The 23355-nt window shown below is 56.2% G+C and carries 16 protein-coding genes; all 16 read left to right on the top strand.

Annotation, left to right across the window (positions count from 1 at the left end):
- Positions 1–70 precede the first annotated feature (70 nt).
- Entirely contained in the window at positions 71–1594 is a 1524-nt protein-coding gene (locus MKY74_RS02050; RefSeq protein ID WP_076172995.1) for a stalk domain-containing protein, read from the top strand.
- A gap of 129 nt (positions 1595–1723) precedes the next feature.
- Positions 1724–3937 (top strand): FecR family protein, encoded by a 2214-nt coding sequence (locus tag MKY74_RS02045; RefSeq protein ID WP_167372895.1) that lies wholly within the window; start codon positions 1724–1726, stop codon positions 3935–3937.
- A 261-nt stretch (positions 3938–4198) separates the two neighbouring features.
- A complete protein-coding gene (locus MKY74_RS02040) occupies positions 4199–5884 on the top strand; it encodes a response regulator (RefSeq protein ID WP_244169344.1) in 1686 nt (561 codons plus the stop codon).
- The gene (locus tag MKY74_RS02035; protein WP_076172992.1) at positions 5881–7677 is read left to right on the top strand and encodes a sensor histidine kinase; all 1797 of its coding nucleotides are present in this window, start codon (positions 5881–5883) and stop codon (positions 7675–7677) included. The genes MKY74_RS02040 and MKY74_RS02035 overlap by 4 nt, the downstream gene beginning before the upstream one ends.
- A gap of 95 nt (positions 7678–7772) precedes the next feature.
- On the top strand, positions 7773–9188 hold the full coding sequence (locus MKY74_RS02030; RefSeq protein ID WP_076172991.1) for an ABC transporter substrate-binding protein: 1416 nt from the start codon (positions 7773–7775) through the stop codon (positions 9186–9188).
- A 16-nt stretch (positions 9189–9204) separates the two neighbouring features.
- Positions 9205–10152, top strand: a complete 948-nt coding sequence (locus MKY74_RS02025) for a carbohydrate ABC transporter permease (protein WP_373309604.1) — start codon at positions 9205–9207, stop codon at positions 10150–10152.
- Entirely contained in the window at positions 10149–10979 is an 831-nt protein-coding gene (locus MKY74_RS02020; protein WP_076172990.1) for a carbohydrate ABC transporter permease, read from the top strand. The genes MKY74_RS02025 and MKY74_RS02020 overlap by 4 nt, the downstream gene beginning before the upstream one ends.
- Positions 10980–11016: 37 nt before the next feature.
- Positions 11017–12849: a glycoside hydrolase family 127 protein gene (locus MKY74_RS02015; RefSeq protein WP_076172989.1), complete on the top strand. Its 1833-nt coding sequence runs from the start codon at positions 11017–11019 to the stop codon at positions 12847–12849.
- A gap of 354 nt (positions 12850–13203) precedes the next feature.
- Positions 13204–13827: a flavin reductase family protein gene (locus MKY74_RS02010; protein WP_076172988.1), complete on the top strand. Its 624-nt coding sequence runs from the start codon at positions 13204–13206 to the stop codon at positions 13825–13827.
- A gap of 440 nt (positions 13828–14267) precedes the next feature.
- Entirely contained in the window at positions 14268–15626 is a 1359-nt protein-coding gene (locus MKY74_RS02005; protein WP_234489547.1) for an FAD-dependent oxidoreductase, read from the top strand.
- A gap of 79 nt (positions 15627–15705) precedes the next feature.
- Positions 15706–16998 carry a citrate transporter gene (locus MKY74_RS02000; protein WP_244169336.1) on the top strand — a complete coding sequence of 431 codons (1293 nt, stop codon included), beginning with the start codon at positions 15706–15708 and terminating at the stop codon, positions 16996–16998.
- A 90-nt stretch (positions 16999–17088) separates the two neighbouring features.
- Positions 17089–19236: a hydantoinase/oxoprolinase family protein gene (locus tag MKY74_RS01995; RefSeq protein ID WP_076172986.1), complete on the top strand. Its 2148-nt coding sequence runs from the start codon at positions 17089–17091 to the stop codon at positions 19234–19236.
- 60 nt (positions 19237–19296) lie between these two features.
- Positions 19297–20088: a hypothetical protein gene (locus MKY74_RS01990; RefSeq protein ID WP_208629339.1), complete on the top strand. Its 792-nt coding sequence runs from the start codon at positions 19297–19299 to the stop codon at positions 20086–20088.
- Between the two features lie 101 nt (positions 20089–20189).
- Positions 20190–21050, top strand: coding sequence for a MurR/RpiR family transcriptional regulator (locus MKY74_RS01985; RefSeq protein ID WP_076172985.1), 861 nt, complete (start codon positions 20190–20192; stop codon positions 21048–21050).
- A gap of 222 nt (positions 21051–21272) precedes the next feature.
- A complete protein-coding gene (locus MKY74_RS01980) occupies positions 21273–22298 on the top strand; it encodes a Gfo/Idh/MocA family protein (RefSeq protein ID WP_076172984.1) in 1026 nt (341 codons plus the stop codon).
- A gap of 19 nt (positions 22299–22317) precedes the next feature.
- The gene (locus MKY74_RS01975; protein WP_076172983.1) at positions 22318–23256 is read left to right on the top strand and encodes a Gfo/Idh/MocA family protein; all 939 of its coding nucleotides are present in this window, start codon (positions 22318–22320) and stop codon (positions 23254–23256) included.
- Positions 23257–23355: the final 99 nt, after the last annotated feature.

The raw sequence follows: 23355 nt of genomic DNA, 5'->3' as shown, positions 1-23355 counted from the left end.
ATAAGATCGATGCAGAACAATTCAGCGTTGAGGCTTGCATCCATTCATAAATATGTAGGAGGAATGAAATTTGCAGGGGTACGGTAAAAGGTGGGTTACCGCCGCGTTGACGCTGTGCATGGCACTTGGTGTGCCTTCGCTGGCTTGGGGCGCAGGGGTCAGAGAGGACTCGGCATGGCTCAGCGTCAGCACTTGGCAGCCGGATGCTGCCGCCAGCACGAAGGGGGATTTGCTCACCGCGGGATGGGTTGGAAACGGCAGGGTGCTGGCCGCAAAGGACGGCAGCGTGCTGGTGTCCGACACGGTGAACCACGTGATATGGAAGGTCAGCGGCACGCAGCGGACTGTTTTTGCGGGAATGCGGTTTGCGGGTTATAAGGGGAACGACAAGCCGCTGGGCGGATTGCTGGATGGGGCTGCGAATACCGCGCTGTTTAATCAGCCGATGGGCATGGATACGGATGCCGCCGGCAATTTGTATGTCGCCGACTCGGGGAACCATGCGATCCGCAAAATTACCCCTACAGGGCAGGTCAGCACGCTGGCAGGAAACGGAGTGCAGGGGTTCAAGGATGGCACCGGTTCGGCAGCCGCGTTGAATACGCCAGAGGATGTGGCGGTGGCGAAGGACGGAACCGTGTACGTTGCCGATACGCTGAATCACGTGATTCGGAAAATCACCGCAGAAGGTACGGTCAACACGCTAACCGGCTCTTCCGACCGTGTAGTAGAGGTCTATTCGGGAGTGGCGGCATTCGCTGGCGACTACAAGGACGGGGCGCTGAAGGATGCGCGGTTTAACGAGCCTTCAGGGCTGGCGCTGGACGATGAGGGGAACCTCTACGTCAGTGACTCCGGCAACCAGGTCATTCGCTATATTAATCTGAAAACCGGTATGGTCACGACAGTCGCCGGATCGGTAGCGGGCGATGGCCAAGGGGCGGCATCAGGGAAACTCTACCGGGACGGAGGTTACCAAGATGGCGCGGCAGCTTCGGCGAAATTTAATCATCCCGTTGATGTGGCTTGGTCCTCCTCTCAGCATGAGCTGGTCATTGCCGATTCGCTCAATCAGGTCGTGCGAACGTTGAAAGACGGCCAGGTCCATACGCTCGTGGGCTCTTTGCAGGGAGAAGAAGGGAAGGCAGACGGTGTCGAGAGCACCTCTTTGCTTTCTTATCCGCAGGGCGTTGCTGTAAGCCAGGATGGGAGTGTCGGCTGGATTGCCGGAAACGGCTTGCGCCAGTGGAGCTTGTATCGGCAGCCGGATCATAAACCGATGAAACCGGCTGGTGCCGTTTACGTGGCCTATAACGCCAAATGGCTGCAGATCGATACGCAGGTGACCAAGGACGGCCAGACGCTGATTCCGCTGCGGTCTATCGCTTCCGAGCTTGGACTGAAGTTGGTATCGGCCTCGGCCAAGTCTGCCGTGGTTCAATCGGGAGACCGCAAGATTCAGCTGGAGGCCGGCAGCACCGCCCAGTCCATCGACGGAAAGCTGTATGTGCCGATCCGGACGCTGACGGACCTGCTGGACAAGGACGTGAAATGGCTGGCTTCGGAGAAAACCGTGGTTATCCGTGATAAATAAAGGAGAGGAGTTGAAAACAACGTGAGACGAGGAAAATTATGTTGGAAAATGGTCAGCTCGACGCTGATTCTGCTTCTTGCAGGCTCGGCGGCTTGGACGACGCAGGCTTCCGCCGACAGCGCACGCAGCATGACCATCAGCCGCATTGACGGACCGGCTTATATCCAGCAGAGCGGGGGCGCGCTGCGCATTCAGGCTTATCCAGGAATGCTTTTGCATGAGGGCGACACCCTTGTTACCGAATCCGGCGGTGCGGTGCTGGCCATTCAGGATGAAGGGGACGAAATCACGCTGGCTCCGAACAGCGAAATTCGGATCAAGGTGCTGACGGGTGGAGCAGTACAGTCGACAACCAAGCTGGAGCTGATGTCGGGCCAGGCGTATACGAGCGTCCATGATCTGCGTGAGTCCCGGGACGTGTTCGAGATGGATGTGCCCGGGCAGAAGCTGGAGGTCAGAGGAACGCAGTTTTTTGTCAATATCAATCCGTCGACAGGTATCCTTGATGTTGCAGCGGGTGCAGGTGTGGTCAAGGTTTCGGGTACGACCCCCCAAAGCTTTGCAGGCAAGGCCGAGTCACCCGTCATCTTATATCCAGCCCAACAAATCAGCTTAGTGCCCGGCTTGGATCCTCTCCTTCAAACTCCGACAGGTTTCGACGTTCCCGATTTTGTTCATCAGGCCTCACCGGACATCATTAAAGCCATCATCCAAAACAAAGCCCAGATCGACCGGGAAAACCAGGAGCTGATTGAACAGCAGAAAAGGCAACTGGAGCAGGGGCAGTCGAAGCCCTCTGATTCTTGGTGGAGCGGGTCAAATGATTCCTTCTCTGCATCATTGGAACTTTTGAAACAGAATATTTCCTCTTTAGTAGCTAACATTGCGCTTGAAACAGGTAAGCAAGGAAAGCTTGTGATGGAATTGTTGAATCAGTTAATCGCGGATGCGAACAGCAAAATAGGGGATCAGAACGGAAAAATTGACCTGAATCACGTGCCTCCGTTTGACCCGACCATCGGGATGAAGGTGCAGATGGGTTCTGAGAGCAAAAAGCGGGAAGAAGCCCGGCAGGAGCAGCAGAAAAAGCTGGAGGAACAGGTTAAGCAGCAGCAACAGATGCAGGAAATATTGCTCCAACAGCAGATGCAGCAATTACAGGCTATGATCGACAATATCCTGAAAACGATCGCCGAATTGCAGCAGGCCAACCAAAAGGCAGCAGAGCAAAGAGCTACGCAGGCCGTGATCCAGTATCAGCAGCAGCTGAGCACTGAAGAGATGAAGCGTTTTGAAGAAGAAGTTCGACGGCGCAATCAGGAGCGGATTCAAATGGGAGGCCAGCAGCCTGCTGCTCCTACGCAGCCGACTGCCCCTACGCAGCCAAATTCGCCGGGTGGGTCGATGACACCTCCGGTGAAACCGCCAGTGGATCCTCCGGTCGATCCGAAGCCTGTCGAAATTAAAGCTGTTTTTAGTCCGGATTTTCCGGAACAAGTGCCGCTCCATTCTTCACACAAGTTCACGTTTGGATTTAGCAGCGGGCAATCGAATCAAGATACGAAAGTAAAGGTACGAGTGACGTACAGCTCTAAAACGGGCATCAACTTGTCCGAGACGGATTACACCTATTCGTATGGGGAAGATGCTATCAAAGAGGGCCAGCTCAGCCCTGATGGCATTGTCATAACAAAGGAGGCCGGTCCAGACGAGGAAGAAGGGGAAGACTTTACCCTGGGCGAACTGAACGGCACGCCGATTACTTTTGAAACCAGGTTGCCGGAGGTCGGCGACTATCAGGTAAAGGTTGAGCTGCTGAAGGATGAAGAGGTTGCCGGCGATCCGCTCGTGACCGTGACCAAAGAGGTCCATGTTTTTGATGGTCTATCAACGGAGGTTAACCCGATAGAGGGCACCGACCTGGATAGAACGCTGAAAGTAAAGGCCGGGGGAATTACGCCCGAGACCGTTTTGGGTCTAGAGATCGACCTTAGAAGAGGAAGTGGCGAAGCCTCCGAGGCAGCACCCGGTGCAAAATTCATACTGGTGCATAATGGTAAGGAAGTTGCTGAAGGGGAAACGAATAGCGATGGGATCGCTGACGTTTTGCTTCCGCCACAATTGGCAGCGATAAATTTAGGACTTGTGAATGGAGACGGTACGACACCAGAGGGAACGGAATTCACCTTACGTATGGTTGCCCCGGCGGATGAAGGGAATGCGCCTATACCTGGAGAATACACTGCAGAACTTCAGTGGGTAAGACAAACAGGTGACATTGAACATTTAATCCCGCTTGGGCAGGCTTTCAAGGTTCACTACACCGTTCCTCCGACTCTCTGATTATTTCAAACAGAGACCATAAACTCCAACCAACCCGGACAGGATCCCTCCTGCCGGGTTGTTTTTTTAAGAGATCAGAAAGCATAAGATTCGGAGCCTCCGCTTCCGGATCTCGCAAGAAAAACTTCCTTTAAACGCGGTCGGTCTTCTTTGAAGGTACGTTGATAGACGTTTTTTTATATACCTACCTCATCTCCCATCTGATACGATGTTGTTGAATTTAATGCTATGAATATTCTGGGGGTGAACCGCTTGAAATTCATGATTGTAGACGATGAGCCGCGGCACCGCCGGGGCATGGCCGGGATGCTGCTGGCGAGCCGGCCCGGCTGCGAAGTGTTTACGGCCGGGGACGGAGCCAAGGCGCTGGAAATGGCCGGCATCGACCGGCCCGAGGTCATATTTACGGATATCCGGATGCCGCAAATGGACGGGCTTACGTTCCTGCGGCGGGCGAACGAAGCCTTGCCTTACAAGCCGCGGATCGTGATGCTGTCCGCGTACAACCTTTTCGAATATGCCCAGGAGGCATTGCGGCACGGGGCTTTTGATTATTTGTTAAAGCCGGTTGATGTCGACAAGCTGGGGGAGGTGCTGGAGCGGTTGGAACACATCTATCGTGAAGAGCGTGAGGCACGGGCTCGAACCATGGCGCTGGAGAAGCAAATGACGGCAGCTTCCTTGGCGCATCAAGGGCGTTTGATGCAGCAGTGGCTGTCCGGCAGCCTGAGCTTGGAGGAGGAACAGAGCTGGCTTTCGGCCGGAATCGTGGATGGCCCTGGAGTGGTCATCGTTTCAGAGCTGGAGCCGGCCAGCGGGGACGGGAGCGGCTCTGCCACGGAACATTCGGATCGCGGGATGTCAACTTGGTTCCACGTCCCATCACCTGACACTTACACCGAACCCCGCTCCGCCTCTCTGACAGCCGATAGGCTGCACCAAGCGCTGAAGCGCGCCTGCTCTGCCTTCGGCAAGGCCTTGACGATCGCCTGGGATGCGGCGGATTGGACGCGGCCGAGGTGGGTCACGATCCTACACACGGGTACAAGCTCTGGTGAAAAGCGGGAAGACATCCGCAGGGGGCTGATGAGCCTACAGGGAGAACTCACCGCTGTGGGGTATTCCGGCAGATGGGTACATGCGATCGGAGAAGAATGCGTTGATCTAGCCGAGGGGGGCCCTCAGTCTTACCGGACGGCTCTGGCTGCGCTGCCGTATCTGTTTTACGACCAGCATGGGGCCATCTTGTTTCATAGCGAGCTTCTGCCGATACATCCGGTTTTAATGTGCTCTGCCGCAGAATTGCTGGATCTCCTGAACGCCAGCGATACGGAAGGTGCAAAGGAATTGTGCCGTACAGCCGTGACCACTATGTCGGCTGACGGCATGGCCGAGCCGCAGTCCGTCAAGGACCAAACCTGCCTGCTTCTGCTGAAGCTGGCGGACAGCAAATCAGGGTGGGGGATGAACCCGCTGACGGAAGAAGCCGTACGGCAGATCCGCACCTGCCGGCGGTTTGGGGAGCTGCTGGAGATTTTGGATTCGGTGCTCGAGCAAATGGGCGTCACGCTGAAGGAGCAGAAAAAAAGCAAACGCGAGCTCGTGATCGACAGCTGTCTTGAGCTGATGCGTGAGCGGTACATGGAGGATTTATCGCTGGAATCGGTGGCGGAGTCGTTCCGCTTCAACCCGTCTTATTTCAGCACTTTGTTCAAAGAGGCGACAGGCCGTTCTTTCTCGGATGTTCTCATTGAGATCCGGATGCGCAAAGCCGAAGAGCTGCTGCGGGACGGCAGCGGACTAAAGGTGTACGAGATCGCCGAAAGGTGCGGCTTCCGCGATACGAAATACTTTTCCCGCAGCTTCAAAAAGCATGTCGGCGTTACGCCGGAGGCGTACCGTCATTGGGCCGGGCAGCAAAAATCAGGGGAGGGGAGGTCCAGATGAAATTCCGCTCCAGGCTTCTGGCCAGCTATGTCGTTCTCATTGCGCTGCCCCTGCTGCTCCTGAGCTTCATCTACTACCGGAACAGCTTGAGCTCGATGCGGGATCAGGCGCAAAACAACGTGCTCGAAATCGTCAAGAAGAGCAATGAAGTGATGGATACGAAGCTGAGGAAGGTAGACCAGGGCAGCTTGGCCTTGTTCGTCGACCGGGACCTTTTTCGGATCTTCAACCAGCTGGATCCTTCCGTCCCGTCGGAGCTGCTGAATGCGGACAGGCAGGTGTCCGCCATTCTGAGCAAGTATTTTACGCAAAATGAGGATGTGTACACGTACCAGTTGTGGACTTCCTATTACAGTTTCGGTTCACAGCGGAATCTTCCGCAGGGGGATCCGACCCGTACGGCGCTGTATCAGGAGGCGGAGAGGGCACATGGCAAAATGGTCTGGTATCCGACCTACGATTTCGTCCAAATGTTCGATCAGCCCTGGCTGCAAAACAGCGATATCGAATACCGGTACATGTTCTCCGCCACCCGTCTGATGGAATTTTCCTATGTCGATAATTCCACGATTGCCAGGCTGTGGCCGAACGTGGAGCGGCCGGTACTGACGATTGGCTTTAAAGCGGACTTTTTCAACTCCCAATTCGAGCAGAGCATTCCGACAGGATCGAGCTATTTGGTGATTGATCCGGATAACAAGGTCGTGGCCAGCTCGAACGCCTCCCAGGTAACCCGAGTGTTCAATGAACAATGGGTGAATGCCATTCGAAAGGCTGGAAGCGGAACGCAGCGATTGGTCCTGGACGGCCAAAAGACGATCCTGTGCTTCGACCGCTCTGCCGTAACCGGCTGGCTCTCGGTGGTCTTGATTCCGGAATCCACGCTCGTCCGCGGCTTTATTCCGACCATCCGCACGTCGACGATCCTGCTGGCTGCGCTCCTGGCATTGATTGCATACTTGTTCGCTTATTTTATCGTCCGCAAAATGACTGGCCCGATCCGGCAGCTCTTCACCGCCATGCGCTCGGTCGGCGAAGGGGACTTTCAGACCCGGGTAGAGGTCAAAACCCATGACGAGTTCGGGGTGCTGCTGCAGCGGTTCAACCGGATGAATTCGCGCATCGAAACGCTGGTGAAGGAAAACTACGAAATCCGGATCAAGGAGAAAGAAGCGGAAATCATGGCGCTCAATATGCAGATGAACCCGCATTTTCTCTATAATACGCTCAACATCATGAACTGGATGGCCATCGAATCGGGACAGAGGGAGCTGAACCGGATGCTCGTCCGCCTGTCCAATATGCTGCATTACACCTCGCGCAAGGACTGGGGAGCCGTAACGGTTGACGAGGAGCTCGAGTGGATGAAGGACTATTTTTACATTATGGAGGCCCGCTTTGAATCGAAGTTCACGGTTCATTTTGGCATCGCTCCCGAGCTGCTGGACACCCCGGTGCCGAGACTGCTGTTCCAGCCGTTCGTCGAAAATGCCATTCTCCACGGCTTCGAGCAAATGGAAGAAGGGGGACGCATTGAAGTTACCGGAGAGATCAAGGACGGGACTCGTGTGCTGGTTGTTTCAGATAACGGGCGCGGCATGAGCCGGGAAACGGTTCAGCGGATTTTGTATGCAGAGTCCGCCTCGATCGGCATCAAAAACACGATTTCCCGCATTCGTCTTGCGTATGGGGACGAGTACGGCATCGATATCGAATCCGCTGAAGGCCAGGGAACACGCGTAATCATCACACTGCCCCACTTTTCTAATCAAAGTCCACCATTCCAAAAATAATCCGGTTTTGAAAGCGCTGCCTAAAATCTATAATCAAAGGCAACATAGGCTGCAGCTATGAAATCATTCGTAAAGCAGGAGAGGGGTTACAGTTCATGATGAAAAAACACCGAAAGCCGCTGACGGCAGCGATTGCATTTCTGCTCACAGCAGGATTGCTGCTGAGCGCCTGCACCCGGTCGGAGGAAAGCGGCGGGCCTGCAGCCGGAAGCGCGGACAAGGGGGGAACCCAGGCGGCGGCCGGCGAACAGATCAAGCTCCGCCTCACCTTATGGGGAGCGCCTAATGAAATTGCCGTAAACAAAAAGGTCATCGCCCGGTTCGAAGCAGAGCATCCCAACGTGAAGGTCGAATTGCAGCAGATTCCTACCGATTACGACACCAAGCTGACGACCATGGTTGCCGGCAATGATGAACCGGACGTGGCGATGATGGAATCGGCGACGATCGCCTTTCCGCTTGCGGAACAGGGGAAATTCCTGAATCTTCAGGATTTCCTGGACAAGGACCCCGAAATTAAGACCGATACTCTGGTTCCGAATATCACCTATTCCTCGGAGCCCGGCAATATTATCGGTATAGCCCCCGGCCCGGAATCGTTTACGCTTTTTTATAACGAAGATGCTTTCAAGGAGGCTGGGTTGACGCCGCCGCCTTCCAAGGTATCGGAAGCGTGGACCTGGGAACAGTTCGTGGATACCGCCAAGAAGCTGACCTTGGACAACAAAGGACGGAATGCGGACGATCCGAATTTTGATCCGAAAAACATTAAGCAATACGGAGTGAACCCCGGCAACTGGTGGGGAGCGTACAGCAGCTTTATTTTTTCAAACGGCGGCGACTTTGTCTCTCCGGACGGCAAGACGTTTGCTTTGAACCAGCCGGAAGCCGTCGAGGCGCTGCAGAATATCGCCGATCTGATCAATAAGTACCACGTTGCTCCGTCACCGCTGCAGGCCAAGAATATTCCGGCAACCAATGTGGCTCTGCAGACGAGAAAAGTGGCGATGGTAATTGACGGACAATGGAATACCAGCACGCTTGCGGAATCGAAGGTTCACTTTAACGTCGGAGTGCTTCCTGTCATGAAAAAGCCGGCGACCACGGTAGTTTGCGCGATGTTTTCCATTTTTAAATCGACCAAGCATCCCCAAGAGTCCTGGGAGCTGCTCAAGGCGCTTATTGACCCAGATGCGTCAATCGAGATGCTGACTTACGGCACCTGGATGCCTTCGCTGAAAGACTGGTATACGGATGATGCCCTGCTGTCGAAATGGGCGGTGAATCAGCCTTCCCGGCCATCAGGTTACAAAGATGCGGTTATTGACGTCGTGCTCAATCATAGCCATGCTACGCCTACCGGTTACGTTAAGAACTTCAACAAGATCATGGATATCGTCAATCCTGCCATGGATAACGTATGGCTGGGCAAAACAACGGCCAAGGAGGCGATGGACAGCATCGCGGCCAAAGCTCAGGCACAGGTGCAGGGACGGCGAGACGTAAAATAGGGGGCTTGAAGTACACATGCAGACGAACATTCCGATGAACGCTCCGGTTCCTGTGCGCCGCAAGGCGGGTGTACGGGAACGCAAAGCTCTGTTCTACGGGCTGCTGTTTACGGCTCCGGCGGTACTCGGGTTTATTCTGTTTACCGCCGGTCCCATGATCGCGAGCTTTGTGCTGAGCTTGACCGATTACAACGTATTCAAGGAGTCGGTGTCCTTTATCGGCTTCGGCAATTATGCCCGGCTCTTCTCCGGCCAGGACGAGAGCTTCTACCGCTCGCTTGGCGTCACGTTTTATTTCGTCGTGCTGCGGGTGCCGGCCTGCATCATCATTTCCTTCATTATCGCCCTGCTGCTGAACATGAACATTAAGGCACGCGCCTTGTTCCGGACGATCATTTATCTGCCGAGCATCGTGCCGGCGGTAGCCTCGGCGATGATTTGGATGTGGCTGCTCAACCCGGACCTGGGGCTGATCAACATGATGCTGAAATGGCTTCATCTGCCGACGAGCGACTGGATTTTTTCCGAAAAGAGCGTTATCCCCTCCATCGTGCTGACGACGCTGTGGGGCATCGGAGGGACCGTCATCATTTTTCTGGCGGGCCTGTCCGGCATTCCCAAGCAGTACTACGAGGCGGTTGATGTGGACGGAGGCGGGTGGTACCACAAGCTGCGTCATATTACGATTCCGATGGTGACGCCGACGATCTTTTTCAACGCGGTGATGACCATCATCAGTTCCTTTCAGGTATTTAACGAGGCGTATATTTTGACCCAGGGTGGACCGAACGACAAAAGTTTGTTCTTCGTGTTCTACCTGTGGCGGACCGCGTTCCGGGATACGGAAATGGGTTATGCCTCGGCGCTGGCCTGGGTGCTGTTCGTGATTATTCTGGCGTTTACGTTCCTCGTGTTCCGATCGTCGAAATCCTGGGTTCATTACGAAGGAGGCGGACCGTCATGAGGGAATCCAGACTAAAGCTGGGCGCGGGCTATGTGGCGCTTGGTGTCATCTCGCTGCTGTTTATCATTCCGTTTATTTGGCTGATCCGAAGCTCGCTGATGGATTTATCGCAAATCTTCGTGATGCCGCCGGAATGGATTCCGCATCCCTTCCACTGGGACAATTATAAAAGGGCGCTTACGTCCCTCCCGTTTGGCACGTACTTCGTCAATACGCTGGTCATTGTGGCGAGCGTGCTGATCGGAACGGTACTGACGAGCACGATCTCGGCGTTCGGGTTTTCACGGATACGCTGGAAAGGGCGGGATGCCGTGTTCGCCGTCCTTCTATCGAGCATGATGCTGCCGGGAGCGGTGACGCTCATCCCGAGCTTTCTCGGCTGGAAGGAGCTCGGATTCTACGATACGTATTATCCGCTCATCGTGCCCTCCTTTTTCGGAGGCGGGATCTTCAACATCTTTTTGCTGCGGCAATTCTATATGTCGATTCCGAAGGACTTTGACGAAGCGGCATTTGTCGACGGGGCGGGTTACTTTCAAATCTATTGGCGCATCATTCTGCCGCTCAGCCGCTCCGCAGTGATCGTCGTTGCCTTGTTCACCTTCCTTGGCACCTGGAACGACTTTATGGGACCGCTCATTTACTTGAAGAGCGACAGCCGCTTCACGCTGGCGCTTGGCCTGCAGATGTTCCAGGGCAGCTACTCGGCCCAGTGGGATTTGCTCATGGCAGCCTCTGCGGTGGTCATCCTCCCGTGCGTAGTCATTTTTTTGCTGGGACAGCGTTATTTTCTGGAAGGAATTACCCTGACGGGGTTGAAAGGATAAGCATCGCAAGAAATTGCATGAAGGGAGAGGGTGCAGGATGACAACGACTCATTCGCAGCAGGGCTGGCAGGGCGTGCCTTTTACTCAAGTGAAGATCCACGATGAACTGTGGAAGCAGAGGCTGGAGGTGTGCAAGCAGGTGACGCTCCGGACCTGCCTGGACAAATGCGAATCGACCGGGCGGATCAGCAATTTCGCCAAAGCGGCCGGCCTTATGGAAGGAGAATTTGAGGGGATTTATTTTAACGATTCCGATGTGTACAAGGTGCTTGAAGGCGCGGCATACCTGCTGATGGCGGACCGGGACCCCGAGCTGGAAGCGGAGATCGACCGGATCATCGGCTTGATTGCAGCGGCGCAGGAGCCGGATGGATACCTGACGACGTATTACACGCTTGAAGCCCCGGACCAGAAGTGGACGGATATGGAAAAGCACGAAATGTATAACGGCGGCCACCTGATCGAAGCGGCGGTTGCGTACCACGCGGCTACGGGCAAGCGCACGCTGCTGGACGTGGCCTGCAAGCTGGCTGACCATTACGACAGCCTGTTCGGGCCGGGCAAGCGGCATTGGGTGGAAGGCCATGAGGAGATCGAGCTGGCGCTGATCAAGCTGTATCACGCGACCGGTGAGGAGCGTTATTGGAAGCTCGCCCTGTGGCTGCTCGAGGAGCGGGGTCACGGGCATGGCCATGGTGCGATATGGGACCGCGAGGAGTGGGGACCGGCGTACTGCCAGGACGATGTGCCTGTCCGGGACATCGAGAAGGTGACCGGGCACGCCGTCCGTGCGATGTATCTGTACACCGCCATGGCGGACGTGGTGCTGGCCTCCGGAGACCGGACCTACGAGGAAGCCCTGCGCAAAGTGTGGGCGCACACGGTCGAGCGGAACATGTACATTACCGGAGGCATCGGGCCGTCCCGGCATAATGAAGGGTTCACGCACGACTATGACCTCCCGAACGAGAGCGCTTACTGCGAAACCTGCGCCTCGATCGCGATGGTGTTCTGGAACCACCGGATGAGCCTGCTGTTTGGCGAGGCGAAGTACGCCGACGTCGTGGAACGCGCCATGTACAACGGGGCTTTGGCGGGGATTTCGCTGTCTGGCGACCGTTTTTTCTACGTCAATCCGCTGGCGTCACAGGGCGATCATCACCGGACCGAATGGTTCGACACGTCCTGCTGCCCGACGAATTTGGTGCGGTTTCTGCCTTCGATCGGCGGATACAATTACGCCGTGAACGAGGAAGGCCCCGTCATGCTGCAGTTCGTCGCCGGCACGGCCGACCTGGAACTGAAGGACGGCAGCCGGGTCTTGATGAAGACCGTAACCCGTTATCCTTGGGACGGGCATGTGCATGTCGAGGTGGAGCCGGCCCGGGAGGCCGAATTCGCGGTTCGGCTGCGCCTGCCGGGATGGTGCCGCGGGGCGAAGCTGTCCATTAACGGGGAGAGCGTGGCTCCTGCGGATTGGACCATAGACCGGGGATTCCTCGTGCTCAGCCGCCGCTGGCAGCCGGGCGACACGATTGACTACGTGATGGAGATGCCGGTTCAGCAGGTTCACGCACGGCCGGAGGTCGAGGCCGACCGGGACCGCGTCGCGGTTCAGCGCGGACCGCTGGTGTACTGCCTGGAGCAGGCGGATAACCCGGAACTTGTTTATGATGAGTTTGCGGTCCGGCCGGGCATTTCCTTTGGCCTGGAGCCGCGGGACGAGCTGGGCGGCATCGTTGCGCTCACCGGGTTCGACGGGCAGCGAGGGTACCGCTTCGTGCCGTACCATTTGTGGGACAACCGGGAGCCGGGATTTATGCAGGTCTGGCTGAAGGAAGAGGAGGACAGGCGGCTGTATTCGTTGTAAGGTAAAGTGTGTGTATAAGGGCAGTCCGGTGAGCGCAGGTTCACTATGGCGGCGCATGTCAAAGGTTCACCACATGTGCCGGGGGCCGGATAGGATCCGCATTGCTGTAGCTTTATATGATAGATTGAGGCACCGGGAGAGATCCCGGTGCTTTTTGGCTTGGGGCCCCGAATGGCCCCAAGCATCTGCGCCTGTTTGTGCGGTTTTGTTATCTTGCGCTTATACTTGGGAAGCCTTCCAAGCTCTCACCGGCAGCAGTATACTTAAGCCGAGATATTTCTTGAGGTGGCTGCAGCCCTGCAGGATATCCCTTGGTCAACGATTTTTTACAAATGGATAGGGGGAAGTAAGAGGATGCTTACAACGATTGAACCTAATATTCTCTACTTTGGTACGCCTGTAGTTCTGATCAGCACTTTGAATGAGGACGGTTCGGCCAATTTAGCCCCGATGTCTTCGGCCTGGTGGCTGAATCAGTCCTGCATGCTCGGCATGAGCGGCAAATCGAAGACGGTCCAAAACATCAAACGTGAGCGCGAGTGCGTGCTGAATCTGCCGTCGGCCGATCTGGTCAGTCAAGTGGATCGCCTGGCGCTGACGACAGGGGTGAACCCCGTCCCTGATCACAAGGCGGAGATGGGCTACCGGTACGAACCGGATAAATTCGGTCTTTCCGGGTTTACGCAAGTCCCGTCGGACCTGGTAAAAGCGCCGCGGGCCGGGGAGTGCCCGGTTCAATTGGAGGCGGAGCTGGTGCAGATCCACTCCTTTGAGGAGCCGAGCTCCATCGCGGCGATGGAGATGAAGATCAAGCGGATCCACATCGACGAGGAGCTGCTGATGGGGGAGAAAAACTACATCAACCCCGAGCGGTGGAACCCGCTGATCATGAGCTTTTGCGAGTTTTTCGGCCTCGGCCGCAAGCTGCACCCGTCGAGACTGGCGGAGCCGTTTATGGCGAAAAACTATGAAAAATAATTTGTGAAACCAACAGGCATATAGCAGGTCTGTTGAAGGGAGCATCGGATGGATTCCGGTGCTTTTTTGTTTCGAGTGTGCCTTTGAAGGGTGGCAATACGTGGGCAGGCGAGACTGACTTCCCCAAGCTACCTACTTTCTTCCCCACTGCTATCCACTACCACTGTGACTGTAATCTTCCTTATTACTCTATCTCCTATCACTTTCCCCTGACCACTTTCCCGTTCCAACAATGTCCGCAAACTCCTCCACTCATTCCCACTCCAAACTCATTGTTATATGCTGTGTAACCGCACAATAGAACTGTCGGAAAATAATTTACTAAAAATCCGGATATATAGAAAAATATTTTCTTAAAAGCGTTTACATAAACCTGTGGTTTTGATAGTCTATGAATCAAGAAGCAATCATACATCATTTACCGGAGGAGTGAGGACGAATTGGAGAACAAGCTGAAGTATGATGTGGTGGTTATGGGCGGCGGTATTTCCGGCTCGATGGCTGCGGTGGCGGCCGCAAGCTCGGGGGCCAAGACGCTGATCGTGGAGTCGCACGGGTTTCTCGGCGGTACGCTGACGGCGAACGGCGTCGGACCGATGATGACCTTCCATGCGGGGGATAAGCTGGCGATCCGGGGCTTTACCGACCAGCTGATCGAACGGCTGAAGCGGCAGGGGAAGTCGCCGGGGCATATTTTTGACACGGTCGGCTTTACGTATTCGGTAACCCCGTTCGACGCCGAGGCGATGAAGCATGAACTGGAGCTGATGGTGACCGAGAGCGGCGGAGAGATTTTGTACCACACGATGCTCGCCGGCGTGAAGGCGGAAGACGGACGCATCGTCAGCATCAAGGTGTGCAACAAGTCGGGCCTGACCGACATCGAGGCATCCGTGTTTATTGACGGAACCGGGGACGGGGACCTTTCCGTAGGCGCCGGAGCGGAGTTTACGAAAGGCCGGGAGTCCGACGGGGCAATGCAGCCAATGACGCTGAAAATGAAAATGTACAACGTGAACATCCCCAAAGTGAAGGAGTACATCCATGCGCATCCGGAGGATTTTCCGCTATACAACGGCGACACCTCCATCATCGAGAAGGCGCCGCGCCTGTCGGTCGGCGGCTTTGACAGCTTGTTCCGGAAGGCGAAGGAGCGCGGCGAAATTTCGATCCAGCGCGAGAACGTGCTGTTCTTCGAAACGAACAATCCGGGCGAAGTCATTCTGAACACAACCCGGATACTGGGCCACGATCCGACCGATGCGTTCAGCCTCAGCCTGGCCGAGATGGAAGGACGGAAGCAGTGCCGCGAGCTGGAGCTGTTTGTCCGCAAATACATTCCGGGCTTCGAGAACGCAGTTGTGGAGTCCACCGGTCCGAACATCGGGGTGCGCAGCTCCCGCCAGATCAAAGGGGTGTACACGCTGACCGCCGAGGACCTGCTGGAACAGAAGCTTTTTGACGATACCATTGCCCATTCCGGCTATCCGATCGACATTCACAGCCCGGACGGGGAAGGGACGAAGCATCAGAAGCTGGAGTGGGGCGGCATGTACAGCATTCCGTACTCCTGCATGATCACGAATTCTGTGAAAAATCTGATCGTCATCGGCCGCTGCATTTCGGCGACGTTTGAAGCGCAGGCGGCCATGCGAACGACCCCGACGACAGGGGCGATCGGCCATGCGGGGGGCGTGGCTGCGGCATACGCGGCCAAACATGGCGTTAACGTGCAGGATGTGGACATCAAAGCAGTGCAGGCTCAGCTCAAAGCGCAAGGGGCCCATTTGGAAATATAGCCCATGAATTATTAAGTATGTGAAGTAAATATGTGAATGAACCACGTGTAGGAATCTCATGACGAGAGGGGTAACCAAAGTGACTGGTGTAATGTGGGTGCAAGCGATCGGTATTTTGATTGTGTTTTTGGTGTTCGTCGGGCTGATGATGACGCGCAAAATCCCGGCAATTCTGGCGCTTCCGCTGATGGCGATCCTGTTTGCGATCATCGCCGGGGTACCATGGAACTCGAATAATCCCGATACGACAAGCATTGCCAAAACGATCCTGGCGTCCGGCTCGATGCGGCTGTCCGGGGCGATTGCCGGCCTCGTGTTCGGCGCCTGGTTCGGACAAATCCTGAACAAGGTCGGCATTACCAAATCGATTATCCGCAAAGCCGCCGAGCTGGCCGGGGATAAGCCGATGCTGATCGCGATTCTGTTTTTCGTGACCGCGTCCATTATTTTCTCCGCCGCAGGCGGGCTGGGCATGGTGATCCTGGTCGGTACGATCGTTATTCCGATCATGCTGACCGCCGGCATTTCGCAGTTCGTTGCGTCGATCGTTGTGCTGTCCGCGGTCGGGGTGGGCGCACTTTTCAACGTATCCAACTGGGCTGTGTATGTTGATGTGCTCGGACTCTCGGTTGAGCAGATCGCGGACTACACGATGGTGGCCGCGCTGCCGCTGATCGTGCTGTCCCTGGCCATGATCGTGTTCTATATCCGCAAGGACGGCAAGGGCCGCAGAGCGTGGGCGATGCCCGCAGCTACCGGCGGCGACGGCAAGAAGGTGCCGACCTATGCGCTGATCAGCCCGCTGGTGCCGGTTATTCTGGTGTTCGCTTTTAAAATCGATATCGTTCCCGCCGTCATCATCGGCGCGCTCGTCACGATCCTGCTGGCCTGGCCGAAGCGCCCGATCCACGTGCTCTCCAGCGCGCTGATCGAAGGCATCCAGGACGTCGCCGGCGCCATGGCACTGATGATCGGCATCGGCATCCTGCTTAATTCGGTTATGGCTCCGCAGGTTTCGGCGCTGATTTCCCCGCTCATTGAGGCGGTGCTTCCGGGCAATCCGATCATGTACATTCTCTTCTTCACCATCCTGTCGCCGCTGGCGATTTACCGAGGTCCGCTCAACGTATGGGGTCTTGGCAGCGGCATCGCCGCCCTGTTCGTGACGGCAGGTATGACGCCGGTCGCCGCCATGCTGGCGCTGCGCGTGGTCAGCAACGTGCAGGCCGTATCCGACCCGACAAACTCTCATAACGTATGGGTTTCGGATTTTACGAAGACCGACATCAACGAAATTTTGAAGAAGACGCTGCCTTGGATGATGGTCGCCGTCCTGATCTCGATGGTCATCGGTGCATTCATGGTATTTTGATAAAGACGGCTTTTACGGATGATTCCGGACGGGGAACGGACTGCGCGGCTTGATGCGGGCCTTCCCCTGTCCTGACTTCAGGAGGGTAACATGGAGAGAAAAAAAGTAAGGGTAGGCATCGACGTCGGCGGAACGTTTACGGACGCGGCCGTCATCGACAATGAAACGTTTGAAGTCATCGGCAAAATGAAAATCCCGACGACGCACCATGATGAGGACGGTGTGGCAAAGGGGATCGTGCAGATTTTGAACCGGATTCTGGAGAGCCAGGGCATTCTCCCGGAGGATGTCACGTTTATCGCCCATGGGACAACCCAGGCGACCAACGCCCTGCTTGAAGGGGATGTGGCCAGAGTCGGCATCATCGGTATGGGCACGGGACTCGACGGCATGAGCGCAAGGTCCGAGTCCAATCCGGGGGATATTGAGCTGGCGCCAGGCAAGTTTTTGAAAACATATCATACGTTCCTCGACTCCAAAAATCTCACTGACGCAGACATTGAAACCGCCATCGACGCCCTGGTTCAGCAGGGGGCCGAAGTCATCGTCGCCTCCGAGGCGTACAGCGTCGACGATCCGACCAATGAGCTGCGGGTCATTGAACTGGCGAACCGCAAGGGCATCTATGCCACCGGCGGCCACGAAATTTCCCAGCTGTACGGGCTGAAGACGCGGACGCGGACGGCGGTCGTTAACGCATCCCTGATTCCGAAAATGATGGAAACGGCCAACATGACCGAGAAGTCCGTCAAAAACGCCAATATCCAGTCCCAGTTGATGATCATGCGCTGCGACGGCGGCGTGATGAGCATCGATGAGGTACGGAAGCGCCCGATCCTGACCATGCTGTCAGGCCTCGCGGCCGGGGTGGCGGGCGCTTTGATGTATGAGAAAATTTCGGACGGCATTTTCTTCGAGGTCGGCGGAACGAGCGTGGACATTTCCGTCATTAAAAACGGCAAGGTCATGATCCAGAACGCCCAGGTCGGCGGCCACCGCACGTACCTGCAGTCGCTGGACGTCCGCACGCTCGGCATTGCCGGCGGCAGCATGATCAAGGTGTCCAGCGGCAAAATTACTGACGTCGGCCCGCGGAGCGCGCACATCGCCGGCAAGGAGTACGAGGCGTTTGCACCGGCGGACGAAATCGTCAGTCCGAAAGTGAAATTCGTCAGCCCCCGGGAAGGCGATCCGGCCGAATACGCCATCTGCGAGTGCGGAAATGGACGGGAGTTCTCGTATACGCTGGCGGGTGCAGCCAACATCCTCGGCTACGTGCCGGAGGGCGACTATGCATATGGTAACAAGGAAGCGGCAGTAAAAGCATGGGAAGCCCTTGCCGCACACGTCGGTCTGAGCGTGGAGGAAGCCGCGCGCAAGGTGATGGACATTGCAATCGATAAAACGATGAAAACCGTAAATGAAATGATCCAGGATTATGAGCTGGACCGGGCCTTTGTTACGCTCGTTGGCGGTGGTGGCAGCGGTGCGGTGCTGGTGCCGGCGATGGCCGAACGGGAAGGCTTTAAGAGTCAGATCGCCAGCAACGCGCCTTACGTCTCCACGATCGGGGTGGCGCTGGCCATGGTCAAGGAACAGCTGGAGCGGACCGTCGTCAATCCGACGGAAGAGGATATCAAGCGGATCCGGGCCGACATCGTGGAGCGGATCGTCCAATCGGGAGCCAGCGAGGAGACGGTTGAGGTTACGATAGAAATCGACAGCCAGAAGAACATTCTGCGGGCTATCGCAACCGGCTCGACCGAGCTGCGCTCCAAAGACCTCGGACAGCAGGCGATGCCGCTGGAAGAAATGACGGCGGTCGCGGCCAGCTCGGTCGACCAATCGCCGGAGAACACCCGGCTGGCGGCGCAGAGCGGACGGTGGAGTCTGTTCGAAGCGGAGCAGACGAAGAAGTCCCTGTTCGGCCTGATGAAGAAGAAGGTCAACTACGTCGCCGTGCTGGACCGCGAAGGGGTTGTCCGCTTCAAGAAGAGCGGCGTCCAATTTACGAAAGTCACGAAAGCTGCGGCTGATGACCAGCTTAACGAATTTCTGGACGACAATACGATCTACTCTGACGCCAACGCGACGATCCCGAAAGTGTTTGCCTTTTATAAAGAGAAAATGCTGGATCTGACCGGCATGCAGACGAAGGAGCAGCTGCTGTCGATTCTCACGCTTGAAACGGAGATGCTGAAGTCCGAGGACGAAATGATCGTCATTGCGTACCAATAGAACAGCTAAAGAGATGAAGAGATAGATCAAGGTTAGAACACGAGGAGGGGGATGAAAGGCATGCCGGAGTTCCAGGGATACGGTTTGAATGTTCAACAACTTGGACTGACCGATGAGCTGCTCGCCCATGCGGAGCTCACCAAGGACCCGCTGTACCGCAAAATTCCCCAGGACCGCCTGGCCTATTATGTGGACAGGTCGCTTCAAAGGGGCAGGGAAGCGGCACAGGCCTGCCGGGGCATGTCCATCCGCGAGCTGTACCGCAGGGAAGGCCTCCGCTACGAAATCACCGACCGCTCCGGTACGTTTCATCAGCTCTCTCTGCGGGCGCAGATCGATTTTAACAAAACACCGCCGGAGGTGGTCGTTTACGCCGCATCTCTCCGCGGTATGGCGGATGCATACCGGGCGGTCATGAGTCCGGGAGAACGGGCAAATCATTCGGCGGACGCGAAACCAGGCCCAGGCAATGCGCTGCAGCCGTCAGAGCGCACGCCAGATCCGCATTCGGAGCGCCCACCCGCCCCTCAGGACGATGAGCTGGAGCGGCTGGTCGATATCCACCTGGCGCATGAATTTTTTCACTATGTGGAGTACCGGGCCGGGCAGTTTACGAACGACATGCTGGAGCCGGTCGAGGTGTTCCGCTTGGGCAGGAGGCTGGTGAAGCGCTCGAGCGTTGTTCAGTGCAGCGAAATCGCTGCCCACGCCTTTTGCAAGGAGATGATGGGCTTGCCTTTCCTGCCGAACGTACTGGATTACGCCTTCCTGATCCAAACCGGTTCTTTAAGCGAAGAAGCCTTTTACCGGGAAGTCGAGGCTTGGAAGAGCGGCCATGCGGCGGCGTTGTGACATCGTTTTCTAAATACCTTCCCTTGTATGATATAATGGGGTGTGCTAGCGGGGGTTACCGGATTAGCTATTTTCCCACAGGTAGGTCAGGAGGAGGTCACATGTCTTCACAGGTTCCGGCCGTCATCGCCAAAATCGTATCGCAAACCCAAAAGTTAACCTACGGCGAAAATCAAATCGCCAACTTTGTCATTCATAATCCGGAGTTTATTACCCGCAATACCATCACGGCGATTGCGAATGAGATCGGCGTATCCGAGACGAGCATTAACCGCTTCTGCAAAAAGGTCGGCTACAAAGGCTTCAACGACTTCAAGATTGCCTTTGCCCAGGACGCGTTCTACCGGGATATGCAGGCGAAGAAGAAGGAAAGACGCGAGATCAATCCCATTGATGCGCTCGCTTTGGATTATAATGAGCTGATCGTGAACACATCCGCGCTCGTGACGGAGGAGCAGCTGAACCAGGTCGTGGATCTGCTGAAGAATGCCCGCCGGATCGTGGTCATCGGATTGTTCGATTCGTTTTTGGCGGCAATGGCGCTCCGCAACCGGCTGGCGATTATCGGCATGATGGCGGAAGCCATCAACGACAGCAGGGAAATGAAGATCGCCGCCTCCCAGTGCGGTCCGGACGATGTGGTCATCGCTTTTTCCCGTTCGGGTTCAACGAGGGAAATTATCGATGCGGTATCCATCGCGCGGGTCAATCAGGCGAAGGTGATCGCGATTACCTGCTACGACGCTTCGCCGATTACGGAGAACGCGGCCGTCGATATTATTGTCCCGGATAAAATATCCGTCAATAACAGCGCCTTTATGTCCAATCATATTACGTTCCTGTTCGTGGTCGATCTGATCATGAGCGTGTTTATTTCCTCGGATAAAAAGTATTTGAAAAAGAAGCTGGACAGCGAGGGCCTTTTGGCCAGCGACCAGTCGATCACGAATTATTTTTTGTAAGAAGAGCGTTTCCTGCCGGAGGGCAGGGGGCGCTTTTTTTGTTGGCTTACGGTCAAGTCCCGGAGAGCGCTGTCATATACATCTTTACGGATTCATCTTCGATCCTGCGGATGACGCCAAAGTTGTGCGCAAAGCCGCAGAATGGGCGATTGGCCGTGGAGACGGGTCCCACTAGAATGGGGTTGTAAACTTACAGGTGGTTCCCACCGGGAGGAGATTGGTATGAGCAAAAAAATGCGTTTTGCCATTATTGGAGCCGGCGTGATCGCCCCTCTGCACGCGAGAGCCATCGTGAGCCATCCGGAAGCGGAGCTGGCGGCGGTCGTAGACGCCGTTCCGGAAAAAGCGGCAAAAATAGCAGAGGAATTCGGAGCGGCCCACGTATATACGGATACCCGGCAAATGCTTCAGGAGTGTGACGTGGACGTGGTCTGCATCTGCGTGCCCAGCGGAGGCCACCGGGATGCAACCGTCGCCGCGGCGGAGGCAGGCAAGCATGTGCTGTGCGAAAAGCCCCTCGGCATTACCAAGGCGGACATGGACGAGATGATCGAAGCCTGCCGGAGTCATGGCGTCAAGCTGGCCACCGTATTCCAGAAACGCACCACGCCGCATGCACTGCTGACCAAAAAGGCCATTAACGAAGGCAAACTTGGTAAATTAGTGCTGGGTGACGCCTACTTGAAGTACTACCGCAGCCCGGAATATTACAAAAGCGCCGGATGGCGCGGAACTTGGGCCATTGATGGAGGCGGCGCCCTCATGAATCAGGGGGTGCACGGCATCGACATCATCCGCTGGATGATGGGGGAAGTAGACAGCGTCTTTGCCTATACTGCTCCGTTAATTCATGACATTGAGGTGGAGGATACAGCGGTTGCGGTTTTGAAATATAAGAATGGGGCGTTTGGGGTCATCCAAGGAACGACGTCGGTCAATCCCGGCCAGGAGCCGCGTTTTGAAATTCACGGCGAGCACGGGACGATCATTTACGGAGACAGCGGTTTTAAAGTATGGAAAACGGTTGACGGTGATGCAGCCCCGCTCGTGTCGGAAGGCTCCGCCGAAGGTGCGGATGACCCGAATGCCATTTCTTCCGACGGGCACTACATTCTGATCGACGACCTGATTCAGGCGGTGCGGGAGGATCGTGAGCCGCTCATTTCGGGAGAGGAAGCGAGGAAATCGGTGGACCTGATCCTGGCCATTTACGAGTCCTCGCGTACGGGCAAGGAAATCAAACTGTAGGAAGAGGCGATGAACGGAAATGAGTACAGAAGAGCTGAAGATCGCAATCATTGGGCTGGACACGTCGCATGCGCCGCTCTTTGCCGAGCTGCTGAACAACCCGGATCACCCGCACCATGTGCGCGGCGGGACAGTGACGGCCGCCTATCCGGGCGGATCGCCGGATTTTGAACTGAGTATCGGGCGGGTGGACAAATTCACGGCTGAAGTCAGGGACAATAGCGGCGTCCCCATCGTCCAGAGCATCCAGGAGGCAGCCGAAAACGCCGATGCCATCCTGCTGCTCTCAGTGGACGGGCGCGTGCACCTTGAGCAGTTCCGGAAGATCGTTCCTTATAGAAAGCCGGTTTTTATCGACAAGCCGTTTGCCGTCACGACCCGTGACGCCAAGGCGATTTACCGGCTGGCACAGGAGCACGGAATTCCGCTTATGAGCTGCTCCTCCGTCCGCTGGTCGGAAGGCCTGGGCCGGGCGCTGGACTCAGCCGGTCAGGGGAACATCATCGGGGTGGATACCTACGGCCCCATGGAGCTGCAGTCGACGCAGCCTGGCTTTTACTGGTACGGCATTCATGCCGCCGATATGCTGTACCGCAGCATGGGCAAAGGGTGTAAAGAGGTCACGGTCACCACGAATGCCGACCATGATCTGGCCGTAGGTGTATGGGAGGACGGCCGGGTCGGAACGCTGCGCGGCAACCGGAAGGGCAACCGCCGTTTCGGAGCGTTGATTCATCGTGAGCAGGGGACCGAACATGTCGACGTGTATGCGGACGGCAAGCCGTATTATGCCAGCATGCTGGAGGAAGTGATCCGCATGTTCCAAACGGGCGCGGCTCCGATCGACATGACGGAGACGCTGGAAGTCATCGCGTTTCTGGAGGCGGCCAACGAAAGCCGGGAGACCGGCAGAACCGTGAAGCTGGATACGGGCATCAGCCCGGTTGCCAGCTCCTGATTTTGCCGCTTGCTTCTTGCGGCGTGGTAAAAGCCGTCCAGGTTCGCTTCCGGCTCGGCGTCATAGATGCTGCTGCCGCATCCCGACTATGACGTCTGG

It is taken from the genome of Paenibacillus sp. FSL R5-0378 (genome assembly GCF_038009285.1).
Taxonomy (GTDB): Bacteria; Bacillota; Bacilli; order Paenibacillales; family Paenibacillaceae; genus Paenibacillus_AQ; species Paenibacillus_AQ favisporus.
The sequence above is the reverse complement of the archived record's forward strand: the minus strand, read 5'-3'. Positions and strand labels throughout refer to the sequence as shown.

Excerpts from the sequence above, each read along its gene's own strand:
- MKY74_RS02045 (WP_167372895.1), top strand. The coding sequence starts at position 1,724 with ATGACCATCAGCCGCATTGACGGACCGGCTTATATCCAGCAGAGCGGG.
- MKY74_RS02040 (WP_244169344.1), top strand. The coding sequence starts at position 4,199 with ATGATTGTAGACGATGAGCCGCGGCACCGCCGGGGCATGGCCGGGATG.
- MKY74_RS02035 (WP_076172992.1), top strand. The coding sequence starts at position 5,881 with ATGAAATTCCGCTCCAGGCTTCTGGCCAGCTATGTCGTTCTCATTGCG.
- MKY74_RS02030 (WP_076172991.1), top strand. The coding sequence starts at position 7,773 with ATGATGAAAAAACACCGAAAGCCGCTGACGGCAGCGATTGCATTTCTG.
- MKY74_RS02025 (WP_373309604.1), top strand. The coding sequence starts at position 9,205 with ATGCAGACGAACATTCCGATGAACGCTCCGGTTCCTGTGCGCCGCAAG.
- MKY74_RS02020 (WP_076172990.1), top strand. The coding sequence starts at position 10,149 with ATGAGGGAATCCAGACTAAAGCTGGGCGCGGGCTATGTGGCGCTTGGT.
- MKY74_RS02015 (WP_076172989.1), top strand. The coding sequence starts at position 11,017 with ATGACAACGACTCATTCGCAGCAGGGCTGGCAGGGCGTGCCTTTTACT.
- MKY74_RS02010 (WP_076172988.1), top strand. The coding sequence starts at position 13,204 with ATGCTTACAACGATTGAACCTAATATTCTCTACTTTGGTACGCCTGTA.
- MKY74_RS01995 (WP_076172986.1), top strand. The coding sequence starts at position 17,089 with ATGGAGAGAAAAAAAGTAAGGGTAGGCATCGACGTCGGCGGAACGTTT.
- MKY74_RS01990 (WP_208629339.1), top strand. The coding sequence starts at position 19,297 with ATGCCGGAGTTCCAGGGATACGGTTTGAATGTTCAACAACTTGGACTG.
- MKY74_RS01985 (WP_076172985.1), top strand. The coding sequence starts at position 20,190 with ATGTCTTCACAGGTTCCGGCCGTCATCGCCAAAATCGTATCGCAAACC.
- MKY74_RS01980 (WP_076172984.1), top strand. The coding sequence starts at position 21,273 with ATGAGCAAAAAAATGCGTTTTGCCATTATTGGAGCCGGCGTGATCGCC.
- MKY74_RS01975 (WP_076172983.1), top strand. The coding sequence starts at position 22,318 with ATGAGTACAGAAGAGCTGAAGATCGCAATCATTGGGCTGGACACGTCG.